The organism is Reichenbachiella agariperforans (genome assembly GCF_900142205.1).
Classification (GTDB): domain Bacteria; phylum Bacteroidota; class Bacteroidia; order Cytophagales; family Cyclobacteriaceae; genus Reichenbachiella; species Reichenbachiella agariperforans.
This window is the reverse complement of sequence record NZ_FRAA01000001.1, coordinates 133,152-148,655: the sequence shown is the minus strand read 5'-3', so window position 1 is coordinate 148,655 and position 15,504 is coordinate 133,152. Positions and strand designations below refer to the sequence as shown.

Annotated in this window: 11 protein-coding genes; 6 read left to right on the top strand and 5 right to left on the bottom strand. The window is 44.0% G+C overall.

Annotation, left to right across the window (positions count from 1 at the left end; genetic code table 11):
- The 6 genes from BUB99_RS00575 (at position 1) to BUB99_RS00550 (ending at position 9,413) form a co-directional block, all read left to right on the top strand.
- On the top strand, positions 1–3,081 hold the full coding sequence (locus tag BUB99_RS00575) for an efflux RND transporter permease subunit (RefSeq protein WP_073118462.1): 3,081 nt from the start codon (positions 1–3) through the stop codon (positions 3,079–3,081).
- Between the two features lie 74 nt (positions 3,082–3,155).
- Positions 3,156–3,998, top strand: a complete 843-nt coding sequence (locus BUB99_RS00570) for a DUF6268 family outer membrane beta-barrel protein (protein ID WP_073118461.1) — start codon at positions 3,156–3,158, stop codon at positions 3,996–3,998.
- Between the two features lie 456 nt (positions 3,999–4,454).
- The gene (locus BUB99_RS00565) at positions 4,455–4,706 is read left to right on the top strand and encodes a helix-turn-helix domain-containing protein (RefSeq protein WP_245816766.1); all 252 of its coding nucleotides are present in this window, start codon (positions 4,455–4,457) and stop codon (positions 4,704–4,706) included.
- A gap of 617 nt (positions 4,707–5,323) precedes the next feature.
- Positions 5,324–7,357: a DUF2264 domain-containing protein gene (locus BUB99_RS00560; RefSeq protein WP_073118459.1), complete on the top strand. Its 2,034-nt coding sequence runs from the start codon at positions 5,324–5,326 to the stop codon at positions 7,355–7,357.
- 977 nt (positions 7,358–8,334) lie between these two features.
- Complete coding sequence (locus tag BUB99_RS00555; protein WP_073118457.1) at positions 8,335–8,748, top strand: HU family DNA-binding protein; 414 nt, start codon at positions 8,335–8,337, stop codon at positions 8,746–8,748.
- A gap of 89 nt (positions 8,749–8,837) precedes the next feature.
- The gene (locus tag BUB99_RS00550) at positions 8,838–9,413 is read left to right on the top strand and encodes a C40 family peptidase (protein WP_073118455.1); all 576 of its coding nucleotides are present in this window, start codon (positions 8,838–8,840) and stop codon (positions 9,411–9,413) included.
- A gap of 33 nt (positions 9,414–9,446) precedes the next feature.
- On the opposite strand, the gene BUB99_RS00545 is transcribed toward BUB99_RS00550, so the two are convergent.
- The 5 genes from BUB99_RS00545 to ccoN all read right to left on the bottom strand — a co-directional run bounded on the left by BUB99_RS00545 (position 9,447) and on the right by ccoN (position 15,321).
- Positions 9,447–10,151, bottom strand: a complete 705-nt coding sequence (locus BUB99_RS00545; RefSeq protein WP_073118454.1) for a sulfite exporter TauE/SafE family protein — start codon at positions 10,149–10,151, stop codon at positions 9,447–9,449.
- 1 nt (position 10,152) lies between these two features.
- Positions 10,153–10,581: a FixH family protein gene (locus tag BUB99_RS00540; RefSeq protein WP_073118452.1), complete on the bottom strand. Its 429-nt coding sequence runs from the start codon at positions 10,579–10,581 to the stop codon at positions 10,153–10,155.
- A 5-nt stretch (positions 10,582–10,586) separates the two neighbouring features.
- A complete protein-coding gene (gene ccoG / locus BUB99_RS00535) occupies positions 10,587–12,005 on the bottom strand; it encodes a cytochrome c oxidase accessory protein CcoG (RefSeq protein ID WP_073118451.1) in 1,419 nt (472 codons plus the stop codon).
- A 4-nt stretch (positions 12,006–12,009) separates the two neighbouring features.
- Positions 12,010–13,017 carry a cbb3-type cytochrome c oxidase N-terminal domain-containing protein gene (locus BUB99_RS00530; protein WP_139280833.1) on the bottom strand — a complete coding sequence of 336 codons (1,008 nt, stop codon included), beginning with the start codon at positions 13,015–13,017 and terminating at the stop codon, positions 12,010–12,012.
- A gap of 186 nt (positions 13,018–13,203) precedes the next feature.
- A complete protein-coding gene (gene ccoN / locus BUB99_RS00520; RefSeq protein WP_073118447.1) occupies positions 13,204–15,321 on the bottom strand; it encodes a cytochrome-c oxidase, cbb3-type subunit I in 2,118 nt (705 codons plus the stop codon).
- Positions 15,322–15,504 lie beyond the last annotated feature (183 nt).

Sequence of the window (15,504 nt, the reverse complement as noted above, 5' to 3'; positions counted from 1 at the left end):
ATGAATCTTACTGCTTTTGCGATCAAGAATAATCGCGTTACTTATTTGTTACTGGGGATCATCATCATTCTTGGGATCACAGGATATGCTTCATTACCCAGAGACAGCATGCCTCCATTTACGATTCGGATGGCAAGGATTGTTACAGTTTTTCCCGGGGCAAGCCCGGAAAGAATGGAGCTTTTGGTCACTGACCCATTGGAGAAAGTTGTACAGGAGATTCCAGAAGTAGATTATATCGAAAGCGAATCGAGAACGGGAATTTCAATTGTCAAAGTTGCCCTGAAAGAGAGCATTGGCGAGTCGGAGCTCAGACCCATTTGGGATCGCCTGAGAAGAAAAATTGATAATATAGAAATGCCTTCAGGGATTACCAAAGGCCCGGATTTAAAAGATGAGGATTTGGGGATTACTTATGGCATTGCGATCGGTCTGGAAAATGACGGTTATCAACCCAGGGAGCTGAAGAAGTATGCGGATCAGTTGAGAAATGTGTTGATCCGGTTAAGGGATGCAGCCAAAGTAGAACTTACAGGTGTGTTGGAGCGCAGGGTATATATTGATTACAATGATGCCGAGCTAGCAAAAATTGAACTATCAGCCAATGAGTTAAAGAATGCGATCACAAGCACGAACATTATTATTCCTGCAGGTCAGATCAGCTTCGAAGATGAACGGGTCATTCTGGAACCTTCTGGAAATTTTGAAACGATAGAGGACATTCAGAACATGATCATTCCGGTTGGGTATCAAGGGGAATCCGTTTATTTGAAGGACATAGCTAATGTCTATGAAGGCTACATCTCGCCTAGGGAAACCATTGTAAGGATGAGCGGCCAACCGGCCATTGGCCTGCATATTTCATTAAAGGATGGAGCCAATATTGTGCAATTAGGTGAGGAGGTCGACCAACTACTGGCCAGTTTCAACCAGACCCTTCCTATTGGAATTACGGCAAAAAGGATTGCATCACAGGATCATGCCGTCTCTAAAAGTGTCAGCGATTTTATCTCTAACCTCATTCAAAGTGTGGTCATTGTATTGGCCGTTATGTTGGTATTCCTTGGACTTAGAACAGGGGTTGTAGTAGCAAGCCTGATCCCTGCTACTATAATGATGTCACTGTTTTTGATGGGTGTTTTTAACATTGGTCTCAACCAGGTTTCACTGGCCGCCCTCATCATGGCATTAGGTATGTTGGTGGATAATGCTATCGTCATGGCCGAATCGATGATGGTGAAAATGGAAAGAGGAGATAATGCGCTAGATGCTGCAATCGCTTCCAGCAAAGAGCTTATGATTCCCTTATTGACCAGTTCTTTGACTACTTCTGCCGCATTCCTGTCTTTTTTTATTGCCGACTCCATAATGGGTGAAATCATGGGTCCACTATTTTCGGTGATCACCATTACGTTGCTCTCCTCCTGGCTTATGGCGTTAACTATTGTGCCTATGTTGGCCATTGTATTTATTAAAGTCAAGCAGAATAGCAGTAGTCAAAAGCCCGGTTTCTTCGACAACCTCAATAGATATTACAAACAAATTATCGTCTGGTCATTGGCTAAACCCGTTTTGATTTTATCTGTAGTTTTTGGATGTCTGGTACTTTCACTGATCGGTATGGGTAAACTGGGCTTTGTGTTTATGCCTGACAGTGAGCGTAATCTTGTGACCGTTGACCTCATATTACCTACTGGCACAAGTTTGGAAACCACTGATTCTCAAGTCGCCCGAATAGAAAGGTTTATATCGGACAGTCTGCTTATCAACAACGAAAGACTTGGTGGTGTGAGGAATTGGTCTTCTTTCATTGGTGAAGGCCCTAAGTCTTATGATTTGGGCTATCAGCCCGACCAAAAACAGACCAATTATGCGCACCTTTTAGTCAATACATCATCTGGTGACGACAATCAGATGGTCATTGACAGGATTAATTCATTTGCTTTTAATCATCTGCCAGATGCCAAGGTTACGGTGAAAAGACTTACCAGTGGCGGAGGAGCCAGCGTCCCTATACAAATCAGAATTAGTGGCCCTGATGCAGAAAAGCTAACCCGGATTGCTGGTGAAACGAAAAATCAACTACGAACCATAGCCGGGACTAGCAATGTGGATGACGACTGGGGTCCGAAAATTAAGAAAGTTAATGTCGATATCAATCCATCCAAACTTAGTTACAATGGATTGACCAATCAGGATGTTGCACTATCTTCTTACACTACTTTGTCGGGATATACGGTAGGTGAATACCGTGAAGAAGAGGACAATATTCCTATAGCGATGCGAACGGAAGGCAGCCTTGAGGTAGCCTATGAAGACCTGGAAGGACTAAGCATCTATAGCCAACGAACAGGTAAGACCGTGCCGATGGCTCAGGTAGCAGACATCAGTGTAGATTGGCAATTAGCAAAAATTATTAGACGAGACCTCAACAGAACCATAACGGTAGAGTCTCAGCTACAGGCAGGATATACTGCAGCTGAGGTCACTGACGAAATGCTAATGTGGCTCAACGAGCAACGAGACAAGTGGGGCAATGAATATGTTTTTGAACTTGGAGGTGAGTCAGAAGCAAGCAGTGATGCAATGGGTGCGGTTATGGCTAAACTGCCTATTTCATTTTTCATCATCATCCTGCTTCTTGTCATGCAATTTAACTCATTGCGAAAAAGTAGTATTGTACTGCTTGCCATTCCTTTTGGGATCATTGGTGTGGTGGGTGGTTTGCTGATCACTGGAACCAATTTGAGCTTCACCGGATTCCTGGGTATCATTTCACTATCAGGAATTGTGATTAATAATGCCATCGTACTCCTTGACCGGATTCAATTGGAACTGGACGAGTATAAAAGAACGCAATACGATGCAATATTGGCTGCTGCACACGAACGGTTTCGCCCCATTCTACTCACCACCTTTACTACTTCTTTGGGTTTAATTCCCTTATGGCTGGGTGGTGGTGACATGTGGAAACCCCTCGCAATAGGCATCATATTCGGATTGCTTTTTGCCACGGTGATTACGCTGGTATTGGTTCCGGTGCTCTATCGATTATTTTATAAAGTATCCCTACCAAAATGAATATTCCGAAACACTTTTATAAACCACTATTGAGCGCAATATGTGGATTACTCCTACTTAATGGCTCGACTGTTATGTCACAGAATCTTCAACTTGCAGGACTCAGCTATACTAGATTTTCAAATGCTGAAGTGTTGGACTCACCACAGAATGAGAACGTGGAAGTTAATGAATACAATTTCTTTGTAAATCTTCCTAAAACGCTCAAAAATGAGACCATTTTGATCAATGGACTCCAGTACAGACTGGCAACCCCTTTCTTAGACAATGACCTTAATTTGGGTTTGGAAGGGCAGCAATTACATGTTATAGGTTATCGTTTTGCCGCGATACATCAATTGGAGCATAAATGGAGGGTGCTGGTATCACTGAACCCTACATTATCAACTACGTTTAACACAGCACTCGAAGGAGATGATTTTCTACTCAATGGCACTTTCCATTTTGTAAAAGAAAAGACTGACCATTTTGCGTATGGTGGTGGTATTGCGCTCACATCTAGCTATGGATTACCTAGGTTGATCCCAACATTACAATTCACCTTCAAATCGGACAATGCCAAGTTTGAAATACTCTTGCCACGCCATATTACTTATGATTACTATTTTGAAAAATTCACAGTAGGACTACAGATGGCCGTAAGTGGTTCGCGCTATAACGCCAATTATTCAAGAGTAAATTCTCTTAATGAGATCAAACAGGTGGATAAGTTATCCTATACTCGGGTGATCGTAGGCCCCACTATAAACTATCGTATTGGAAGTTTCATCCAGCTAGAGGCCTCAGGAGGTATCACCATAGCGCGAAGGGTGGGGCTTCAAGATGATTCTTTAGACTATGAAAATTATGACATAGCGAATAGACCATTCTTCCAATTCGGAATTGTCATTGTGCCACCTAAAAAAGATAAAAAGTAATAAAATCATGAAATGAGCATAAATCGGGCTATCACAACCACTTGATTTAATCCTGACACATTGAAGTGAAAACTGTTCTGAAAGTGGCTAAAGCTTAATGATTTGGTAAACTGAGTCGTTCATTGGAATAAAATCCCTTCACGCAGATTCAAGCCATTACAAATACCTTCAAACTATTCGCAAGCTCACGCCTTTCAGTATTCAATTAGTCCAAATCATTTATTCGTCCGCAGTGTGGTCTCATCCATGATTTGAGATTTTTATAGGTTCTTAGTTTGGGTAGGTTTGGGAAAAGGAAGATGGTAAAAGATGATGTGTTTGGCTACTGAAGTATAGGTTCAAGTGTTGTAAATGCACATAAATCAATATGTACTATATAAAATACATTATTTGTACTTATTATAGTACGTTATGAAAAGCAAGAAGCAAATACTGTTTCCAAAGCATTAAAAGGTCTTGGAGCAGCTGGGGGAGAATATCAAGCTGGCTCGAAAGAGACGTAAGCTAACAGCTATTCAAGTAGCTGAACGAGCGGGTATTGCCAGAAATACTTTATACCTACTCGAAAAAGGAACACCAAGTGTGTCCATGGGTGTTTTGTTTAATGTACTTAGAGTGTTTAATCTTCATGAAGATTTTCTAAAACTGGCTGCAGACGATGATTTGGGTCTGAAGCTGCAAGACTTTAACCTATTAGGAAGTGATTAATTATGGGGACAGATATCATATTTTCAATTCAAGCTCACGAAGTACGAATGAGAAAAAATCATTCACTTATGCTACAGAATTCAACTTATAAAGCCTCACAAAGTGAGTAAAACAGATATTTCGTTTACGCCCATTGGCGAGGGATACCAGATCCTAAATTGATAGGGACACTGTCAGCACATCAGGGAAAAGGCAGAAAGTCTTTCAGCTTTGAGCACGAACTCAGTACCTCAAATCAAAAGAACGCTTCTTACTCGATCCTGAGTAGGCTGGCTAATCCCATTCGATAAACATCTGTCACTTTCCTGCCAGATGCTTGCTCTTTGAGAATCTTAATAAGCAGGCTCTCTGTAAATTTACTATTCTTCATATTTCCCTAAACTTAACGATTAACTATATTTTTAACGACTTCAGTTTTTAGGGAAGATTACAGGGTTTATTTACTCCCAAAAAGGGATAAAATAAATGTGTAATTTTAAACCCTTTGAAGCGATCTTCGCAGGGTTTATCATCTAATAGAAGCCCTGTCTTGAGCTTGGGTTCATGTTTGGTTATGGGCTATGACGGAGGATTTTAGTGTTTCGCTCATCAAATAATTCTAATGAAAAAATATACATATGAAATTGAAAAAGATTAGTGTCAGTGTCTTATTTCTAATTGCCACAAGTATGTGGATATTTTCTTGTGAGGGGAAAAAAGAGGCAGTAGAACAAGAAGATCAAAGCAAGAATGTGTTCGATGTAGTGAACCCAGATTTTGAAATAAGTCCCTATACGGGTATGACCCGTCAGCATTGGAAGGACGCAGCTTTGTATTTGTTAGAGGGGGCATTTAGCTATGTGGATGACCTGGACGATCCCATGAAATTCCCGAAGTTGCCTGGTAAAAGTTATCCCCATGATGAGAATAGTGTACCAACTGAGAAACTCGAAGGGCTCTGTCGTACGCTGTTCGTAGCAGCTCCTTTGCTCAAAGACGATCCAGAGCTGACGATAGGAGGGCTTGGAGTAGCGGAGTATTACCGTCATCAGATTATGAACTTGCTAGACTCCACAGATGCGTCATACATTCCTCATAGGAGAGAAGAGCAAGGGCCTACTCAGATATTGGTGGAATTTGGAGCATTAGGAATGTCGCTTTTCGTAGCTCCGGATATACTCTGGGAGCCACTGAGTCAGCAAGACAAAGACAAATTGGCGGCTACCATGCTCAGCTATGGGGATGGTCCGACCGTATCCAGCAACTGGAAGTTCTTCAATATTTTTGTCCTAAGTTTCTTTAAAGGTCAGGGATATGATGTGAACGAAGATTTGCTCGTAGAGTACCTCCACAAATCCCTCGAGCACTACCGGGCCGATGGTTGGTACAATGATGCCCCGGCTTACGACTATTATAGCATGTGGGCGTTTCAACTCTATGGCTCTATGTGGAGCGAAGTGTTTGGCAATCAGTATTATCCTGAGATATCTGCGAAGTTTCTTAGCAATTTCGAGGACATGGTGGACAACTATCCTTATCTCTTTAGTGAGCATGGAGAGATGATTATGTTTGGGCGTAGCATCAGTTATCGGATGGGGTCTGTCGCGCCGTTTCCGTTTATGGGGCAGTTGGAAGGTAAGGATATCAATTTAGGCTGGTTGCGTCGAATTTCGTCTGGGGTCTTGCTGCAGTTTTTGCAAAACCCAGCATTCATGAAAGACAGTGTGCCTACACTCGGTTTTTATGATCATTTTGAGCCAGCGGTGCAGAACTATAGCTGTCGCGGTAGTGTCTACTGGATGGGAAAAGCTTTTCTGGGGCTTCTGATCCCAGAGGACAGTCCTTTCTGGACGGTCCAAGAAAATAATGGTCCATGGGAAAAGGAATTCGAAAAAGATCAGGTCTACAATAAATTTCAGGACATAAGCAACCTGCTGATTACGGACTACCCGAACATTGGTGCTTCGGAAGTACGGATTTGGTGTCATGAGAAAGTAGCGGATGACTGGCAAAAGTTCCGGTCCACAGAAAACTACAACCGTCTATCGTACAACAGTGCTTTTCCATGGCAAGCGGATGGGCCAGATGGAGAAGTAGCGATGAACTACCTGATCAAAAATGCCAAAGAAGAATGGGAGGCATTTAGACTATACACATTCCGGAAGTACGAGGACGAAATCTACTACCGAGATGTAGTACTGGAAACCGATGGAAGTATCAAAATGCAATTGGCAGAAATGCCCCTGCCAAATGGTATCCTGAGAGTGGACAGAAACCTGAGCAACAAGGCTATTGACATGCGGTTAGGACACTATGCCTTGCCGAAGTTGGATCAGGAGATTACCAGTAGTACACAGACGGTAGGAGGGTATGAAGCGTCCATCATTGACAATGGCGAATATCAATTGGCGATGATCCCCCTTAGCGGTTGGGATAGTGTAGAAGTAGTCACGTCGACAGGTTTGAATCCGGTCAGTCATCAAAGTACGGTTTTAAATGCTGTTTCATCATATTCTTTTGGCTCAGACAGTAATATTCATGCGGTACTGATGCTTTGGAAGTGGTCTGGTGAAACATGGACGAAAGAAGACCTAATGCCTGTCAAAGAGTTCCGAGTAGAGGAAGACGTCAGCTTCTTGATGCCAGATGGTAGCCGAAAGGTTATCTACTGAGTATTTGCGAATACAGGATGGCTACAATACCAAGAATTGATTCGCTCAGAGTTTATGATTGTAGTCAGTTCTTAGTTGTTGTCCGTGTAAGTGAAGAGTACAAATAAGCACTGGAAAATAATTTCAAAACTTAGAGATAGCCTTGTAGCGAGCCGTGTCGGAGACACTGATTTTATATTCATTGGTTTACAGTCACCCTGCCGAATACTATAAACAACGGATCACTCTGTATTTCTGGGGGAGAGATAGTAGATCACTTCATTATTCAAGATGCATTGTTCGACATTCGATATTGTTTCTTTATTGGTCAGACTTGGAGTTAGAACTATGCACTTTAGTGCATCTCGCTTTAGCTTCTATCAATCTCAATAGGATACTAGTATTTAGATTTTAGTCTCTAGATTAAAATTTGATGCTTTTTTGTCTAGCGATCTAAGGTCTTGATTCGGAATGTAGAGAATTTCATTCTCCCCCTAAACCTATGGTGCTTTCAGCTCATAGTGGTTTAGTGAAAAAAACACCCTCAAAAAAGTGCGTTTAGGGCCATTTGAGCGGGATTTTTTGATCACGTGTGTTTGCGGCTTCAAAGACACGTGTTCGGTCGATCAATCACGTGTGTTCGGACGGTCAAACACACGTGATTGGAGCGTCAAACACACGTGTTTGTTTTTAACTTTTATTAACGTCTCGTGTGGTGCTTTTGGATCGGAAATTGTTATAGAAATATTGTCTAATAGATACATCGAAAAGGCCATTCGATACCCGCGCTTTTCACAGCCCATGCCCAGCCAAGTCGAGCACTACACTGTCGCGACCCAGCCAAGCAACACCCCTTTTGCAAGTACCCACTTAGCAAAGCTCCAGACAAGCATTGTCGGCTTTTGCCTAGGTCTCCCTCAGGGAAGGACTCTGTCCAAACTGCGCTAAGGTTAGTTAAGCGATTCTCAATTTTTTTTTAACATCTAAATAGTAAAGTTATGACTGTAAAGTTCAAAATAGTCCCCAAAGGCCATCCAGGAGTAGTTGGCGGGGGAGTCGTCAAGTATTATGCTGCCATCGATAGAGGTGACAAAGTAGATTTTCGTGATCTCTTGACAGAGATCGAAGAGTTGAATGTTGTACATCCCGGTGTTTTTATCGCCGTATTGGAAGCGTTTCTTCGTAAAGCAAACCATCATCTGATCAATGGTCGTGCAGTAGATTTGGGTCAGTTGGGTACGCTCTATCCTTCCATCAGCAGCTCGCCTGCTGATAGTGCGGATGAAGTTACGAGAAACAACATCCGTAGATTCAAGATCGTCTATCGTCCAAGCGCACTGCTACAACAGGGGCTGGACCATGTGAAATTTGAAAAATCGTCTAATGGAAAACATGAGGAACCCGCTGCATAAGCACCTGCAATACACCAATGACAAGAGACCATGAATGACACTTTGAAAGTGTAGGTTCATGGTCTTTTTTTTGTACATTGATGACTCACATGAGAAATATACTGATCCTTGTATTTTTATTGGGTTGCTTTCAAATAGGCACGGCACAGGATGCTATGTCAGTACTCATAGCGCAAAACCTGACTGATTCGGTTGCCCTTGGCAGGATCGATCAGTTTAGAAAAGGTGGATATGAGAAGCCGTTTGACTGTGGGACGCATACCCGAGAGGAGTTCATCGCGACGGCCAAAAACTATCTGGGGACTCCCTATCAGTACGGGGGAACTACTGCCGATGGCATGGATTGCTCTGGTTTGATCTTCAGGACGTTTAGGGACTTGGGACTAAGTGCCCCACATGGTGCACAGGCTCTTGCCCGCTTTGGAGAGATCATACTGGACAAGAGCGAATTGCTACCGGGTGATGTGATTTTCTTTACCCAAACCTACAGCACCCGCAAACTGGTGACACATGCGGCATTCGTCTTAGCGGATGGTCAGATGATTCATGCTTCCACATCCAAGGGCGTACAGATTATCCCGATCGACGATCCCTATTACTGGAACGCGCACTACCTCTTTGGAACACGGATATTTGGTGTAGTGCCAGACCTCTCCGAAGAGTAAAGAGTTTAGACATTGTTTGGTTAAGTCGCCCATCTACTGACATACAGTAATCCCACCATCCAAAGGGTAGAGAAATCCAATGACAGGGCTGAGGTAGGGTACGCTGAGTTCCATGCCTCTGAGGATGAGGATACATCCGAGGAGCATGACAAAACCTGCTGAGAGTTTGTGAACCTGAGGAGTGATGCGATGTGCAATCAGTTGACCCGTCAGGGATACGATGAGCATCGCTGGGAAGGTACCTAACCCGAAGATCATCATGTACCATGCGCCTTTGGTGAGTGCGCCTGTCGCCAGCGCTCCGACGAGGGCTGCATAGACCAGTCCACAGGGCAAGAAGCCGTTGATCAACCCTGTGAGGTAGCTGCTGAGCAACTGATGACCTTTCATGGCTTGTCCAAATATTCGTCTAAACCACTGCGTCAACCGACTGAGTGGTCGTCCTAGTCCTGTTGCATCCATTCGTTTGTACAGCGCAATGGCTAGCAGTAGCATCATCGCACCGAGAAGGATGGAGATGAACTGTTGGTAAGTAGCGAGTACGAGCCCCTGTCCGAGTAGCCCAAAGACCACACCGAGTAGGCTGTAAGTAGAGATACGCCCTAGGTTGTAGAGCAATCGAGAGGTGACGAAGCGATTGAGCGAGTTTTGGCTTTTGAGTGTCAGCGCGATGGGGCCACACATGATGACGCAATGCATACTGCCCAAAAAACCCAATATCAATGCGCTCCAGTACATATCAAAGAATGATGGTGTTCTCTACAAAATAATCGTGCGTTTGATCTTTCCAACTTAGTTTGGTCTTCCATAGCCCTTTTTGAAAATCCGCTTGCGTAAAATACTGTCGTGCACTGTCATCCAGTTTCAAGGTGAATTTTTGATCCATGCCCGAGTGAGCGGGGCGAAAGAAGAGTACTTCGCCACTAATGATCTCGATGGTGTCAGGAAAGGATAAGATGATTTTACCATCCTGCTTAGAAAATATCGGTTTGCTCATCAGTGCATTGTAATTGTTCATTTTGTCAATCTGATCCTGATAGGCGAGTTCTTCCTCATAGTAATCTGGCGCGACCAGATGTACATCCTGTTTCATAGCGATGGTGACCATCGTGATGATGAGGATTGCAAATAAGATGAATGTAATGGTGATTTTGTGTCCCCAGTTCATGGTGTTTATTTCTTTAGTACTACAGGTCCTAGAAAGCTGACTTTGAAATCAGAGATTAGTTCATCGTCTGCATAGACACCTATGTCTATTTTAGATTTGGTGCTTGCTAGGTCTGCTTTAGGTATTTTAATAAAGAAGGTTCCGGAGAACTTCTCGTTTGAGTTGAGCAAAATCTGGGAGCTCCCGACTTGCTCTATACTCGCGTGTTCAAAATTGAGTACGCTCAGGCGTAGTTCTTTGGGATCAAATGTTTTGTTGATCAGCTGTATGTTGTACAAGTTGCTGATGGTGTCACCAGCTAGTTTTTCATATAGCGTGCCAGGTACTTTCAACGCATTGATGTCCACATCAGATCGTGAGATCAGCATGAACGACAAGAAGCCGATCAGTGCGACCAAGATCACAGCGTATCCAGCTACTCGTGCGGTAAATAGCTTCGTTTGTCCTGTTTCGATGGCAGTATGTGAGCTGTAGCGAATGAGCCCTTCAGGTCGGTCGACCTTATGCATGACTTCATCGCAGGCATCCATACAGGCTGTGCAGTTGACACACTCTAACTGCGTACCATTGCGAATGTCTATTCCAGTAGGGCAGGCGTGTACACATAGTTTGCAATCAATGCAGTCGCCAGCTTCGGATGTCTGTTCTGCTTTTTTCTTGATTTTGTCTCTAGGTTCCCCTCTGATCCAGTCATACATCACGACGATAGATTCCTTGACTAAGAGGACACTTTGTAGTCTTCCATAAGGACATACAGCCACACAGGCCTGCTCTCTAAAAAAGGCGAATACCCAATAGAATATCCCTGTAAAAGCTAGGAGACCCAAAAAACCAGAAAGGTTCTCGAGGGGTGGTTGAGAGACAATCTCTATGACTTGATCCACACCGATCAAATAGGCCATGACGGTGTGCGAGATCAGTAGCGAGATGAGTAGAAAGATCAGTTGCTTCGATCCTTTTTTAAAGATTTTTGTACTGTTCCAAGGTGCTTGGTTGAGTTTGCGTTGCTTGTTGGCATCTCCTTCGATGAGGTATTCGATCTTGCGAAACACCATTTCTAAGAATAGTGTCTGGGGACAAGCCCAGCCACACCACACACGCCCAAAAGCCACGGTAAATAGGATGATAAACACAAAGAAGGTGACGAGCAATACAGCCAGTAGGAAAAAATCCTGAGGCCAAAATGCCTGCCCGAAAATGATAAACTTGCGTTCGAATATATTGAGCAATAGCAGTGGCTGCCCGTCTATTGTTATAAATGGTCCACTAAAAAGCAGGGACAAGAGAATCACCGTGACGATGATTCTCTTGTTGTGATACTTGCCCTTCGGCTTTTTTGGATAGACCCAAATACGTTTACCAGATTCATCGACAGTGGCGATGGTGTTTCGGTATTCTTCTTCGTATTCGTAGTGATTTTCCATCGTGCTATTCTGCTACCGCTGTACTGTCTGTTGCTGCAGACGTAGTTGTTTCCTCTTGATATAGTTCACCCTGTGGTGCTTTGGCATTGGCAGGATTGGTTCCTCTGAGGGTGTAGATGTAGGAGTTGACAGCATTCATGTTGGCAGGGGATAGTACTTCCTTCCATGCGATCATCCCTTTCTCCACCACGCCATTGGATATCGTGTGATATGTGTCCTGTGCTGAGCCACCATGTAGCCAGTAGTCATCGGTGAGGTTAGGGCCGATTCCTCCTTCTCCACCTGCTTTGTGACAGGCCACACAGTTGCGTTCGTAGATGGTTTTTCCTTTGGTGAGTAGCGCGGCATCATCGGAGAAGCTAATGTTAGACTCGTCGATGGCTTGCTCTTCACTGCCTTGGCTACTTGACTTTGCCGCCTCTGCTTTGGCTACTTGCTGTGCATATTCTTCATCTTGCAGTGGTGTGAGTTTAAGGACGTGATAGTTGACCATGTATGCGATGGCAAATACAATGGTGATGTAAAACAGCCATTTCCACCAAGGAGGGAGGTGATTGTCGAGTTCTTTGATTCCGTCATAGTCATGATCGAGTTCTATGGCCTCTTCCTCTTCTAGTGGTACAGCTCCTGTGAGTTTGTCATTAAGTCGTTTCCATAGGCTTGGTTCGTCTATGGTTATACCTTTTTTCTCTAGGTCTGTATTCAGCATCATCTTGATTATGTTGAGTAAGACGATTGCCACCAGTAGCACGAGCAGTACGACCAGTAGTACTAGGCTCATCATGATCAGCATCATATCGTTCGAACTGATACCCATCGTGTCGCTTTGTGCATTTGCACTCAGTGACCCACATAGTACGAGCACCGCGCATAGTAAAAGTTTAACCGCAGGGCGGTAGCCTGCAGGGCTTAAATTCCTGACCTTCGAGCCGAACCGAACTAGAAGCCATCTTAATATCCCTAGGGCTCTGCCTTGGGGTAGTTTTTTATAGGTATGATTGAATATTTTCATCTCTGTAGGTTTTTTCAGTGTTCGTCAAAAGGTAAATTTTTCATTTCATCTATGTAGGAGCGATCCACTCTGAACACCCACCATAAGAGGCCTATGAAGAATACGAAAAAGATTGAAAGGGAAATTATGGGCCAAATTTCCACATTATGTATTTGTTCGAAATAATATTTAAACATGGCTTTTCCTTTATTGTTTTACAGTGATGTCTTTACCTAATCTTTGCAAATACGCAATCAGAGCGATGATTTCTTCTTCGCCTGTCGCGTCGATTCCATCTGCTTTTAGATTTGCTACGATGGTTTTGGCTTGCATTTCCAGTTCTATATTGGCAGTCTCTTCGAAACCCTCAGGATAGGGAACGCCTACCGTTCTGAGTGCAGAGATCTTTGCAGCGGTGCTCTCTTTGTCTATGGCTTGCTCGAATAACCAAGGGTACGCTGGCATAATAGATCCAGCAGAGACTGCATCGGGAGCGAGTAGGTGGTTGTAGTGCCAAGTGTCTGATTTTTTTAGCTTTCCGACACCTTCGCGTGCAAGGTCTGGGCCAGTACGTTTGGACCCCCATAGGAATGGATGATCGTAGACGAACTCTCCCGCTTTGGAGTATTCTCCATATCGCTCGGTATCAAATCGCAGCGGTCTGACCATCTGCGAGTGACAGTTGTTGCAGCCCTCACGGATGTAGATGTCACGTCCTTGCAGCTCCAGTGGCGTGTAAGGTTTGACCGATGATATTGTAGGGATGTTGGACTTGATTAAGAAAGTCGGTACCATTTCAATTACACCACCGATTAAAATCGCGACCAATGTTAGTACGGTGAAGAAAACTGGTTTTCTCTCCCACACAGAGTGCCAGTGACCTCCAGTGATTTTTTTCTTTTCTAAAGCAGGCGCTTCTGCTTCTTCTTCAGCGATGAATTGTCCTGCACCTGTTGTTTTGATCAGGTTGAAAATCATCACAAAGACACCTGAGAGATAGAGTACTCCACCGACGGCTCTAAGTGCGTAGAGAGGGACGATTTGGATCACAGTTTCTAGGAAGTTTTTGTAAACCAAGAAACCGTCCGCATCGAACTGTTGCCACATGAGGCTCTGCACGATACCTGCGACATACATCGGTAGGGCATAGAAGATGATTCCTAATGTGCCTAACCAAAAATGAATGTTGGCTAATTTGATGGAGTGAAGTTTGGTGCCCCACATTCTAGGAACTAGCCAGTAGAACATACCGAAGATCAAGAAACCGTTCCAGCCTAGTGCGCCGACATGGACATGTGCGACGATCCAATCCGTAAAGTGCGCGATGGCACTGACTTCCTTGAGAGAAAGCATAGGTCCCTCGAAAGTGGCCATACCGTAGCAAGTGATCGCTACTACCATGAATTTCAAAATAGGATCCTCGCGAACTCTGTCCCAAGCACCTCTCAAGGTCAATAGACCATTGAGCATACCACCCCAAGAGGGAGCAATCAGCATGATCGAAAAGGCCGTGCCGAGCGACTGAACCCAGTCAGGTAGCGAGGTGTAAAGCAGATGATGAGGTCCCGCCCAGATGTAGATAAAGATCAGCGACCAGAAGTGAATGATCGACAGCTTATAGGAATACACTGGTCGTTTGGCTGCTTTGGGTAGGTAGTAGTACATTAGACCCAAGAAAGGAGTCGTGAGGAAAAACGCTACGGCGTTATGCCCATACCACCACTGTACGAGTGCATCCTGCACTCCAGCATACCAAGAGTAACTTTTGAATAAACCGACGGGCATAGCCACCGAATTGACAATGTGCAATACCGCGACCGTGACGAATGTGGCGATATAGAACCAGATAGCGACATACATGTGTCGTTCACGGCGTTTGATGATCGTACCGATCAAGTTAATACCGAACACAACCCAGATCAGCGTGATAGCAATATCTATGGGCCATTCTAGCTCAGCATATTCTTTGCTACTCGTCATCCCTAACGGTAATGTGATGGCTGCCGTCAGTAGAATAGCTTGCCAGCCCCAGAAGTTGATCCACGACAAGGTATCGTTAAACATCCGGGCTTTGAGGAGTCGCTGTAGGGAGTAGTAGATCCCTGCAAACATGGCATTGCCGATGAAGCCGAATATGACTGCATTGGTATGAAGGGGTCGCACACGACCGAAGGTCGTGTATTGCAAGTCAAAATTGAATGCAGGATAAAATAGTTGAATCGCTGCAGTCAGTCCTGCGAGCATGGCGATGACACCAAAGATGACAGAGGCGATGGTGAAATACTTTACGATCTTATTGTCGTAACTGAATTTTTCAAGTTCCATGTGATAGCGTTGAGTTTATTGATCGGTGGCTAAATTAGTTTGGTTTCTTTAGGTGCCTAATGACACAGGTTCAGCATTTTGTATGATTAGAATCATATTGTTTTTTTTGTTATTTTATCACTACAACTAGTTATGGAATTAGTCATTTTCTGGTAGGTGTGAAAAATGTAAGACCAAAAAAAA

What these genes read in the sequence shown, in the direction of transcription:
- BUB99_RS00575 (WP_073118462.1), top strand. Translation starts at nt 1, where the DNA reads ATGAATCTTACTGCTTTTGCGATCAAGAATAATCGCGTTACTTATTTG.
- BUB99_RS00570 (WP_073118461.1), top strand. Translation starts at nt 3,156, where the DNA reads ATGTCACAGAATCTTCAACTTGCAGGACTCAGCTATACTAGATTTTCA.
- BUB99_RS00560 (WP_073118459.1), top strand. Translation starts at nt 5,324, where the DNA reads ATGAAATTGAAAAAGATTAGTGTCAGTGTCTTATTTCTAATTGCCACA.
- BUB99_RS00555 (WP_073118457.1), top strand. Translation starts at nt 8,335, where the DNA reads ATGACTGTAAAGTTCAAAATAGTCCCCAAAGGCCATCCAGGAGTAGTT.
- BUB99_RS00550 (WP_073118455.1), top strand. Translation starts at nt 8,838, where the DNA reads ATGAGAAATATACTGATCCTTGTATTTTTATTGGGTTGCTTTCAAATA.
- BUB99_RS00545 (WP_073118454.1), bottom strand. Translation starts at nt 10,151, where the DNA reads ATGTACTGGAGCGCATTGATATTGGGTTTTTTGGGCAGTATGCATTGC.
- BUB99_RS00540 (WP_073118452.1), bottom strand. Translation starts at nt 10,581, where the DNA reads ATGAACTGGGGACACAAAATCACCATTACATTCATCTTATTTGCAATC.
- ccoG (WP_073118451.1), bottom strand. Translation starts at nt 12,005, where the DNA reads ATGGAAAATCACTACGAATACGAAGAAGAATACCGAAACACCATCGCC.
- BUB99_RS00530 (WP_139280833.1), bottom strand. Translation starts at nt 13,017, where the DNA reads ATGAAAATATTCAATCATACCTATAAAAAACTACCCCAAGGCAGAGCC.
- ccoN (WP_073118447.1), bottom strand. Translation starts at nt 15,321, where the DNA reads ATGGAACTTGAAAAATTCAGTTACGACAATAAGATCGTAAAGTATTTC.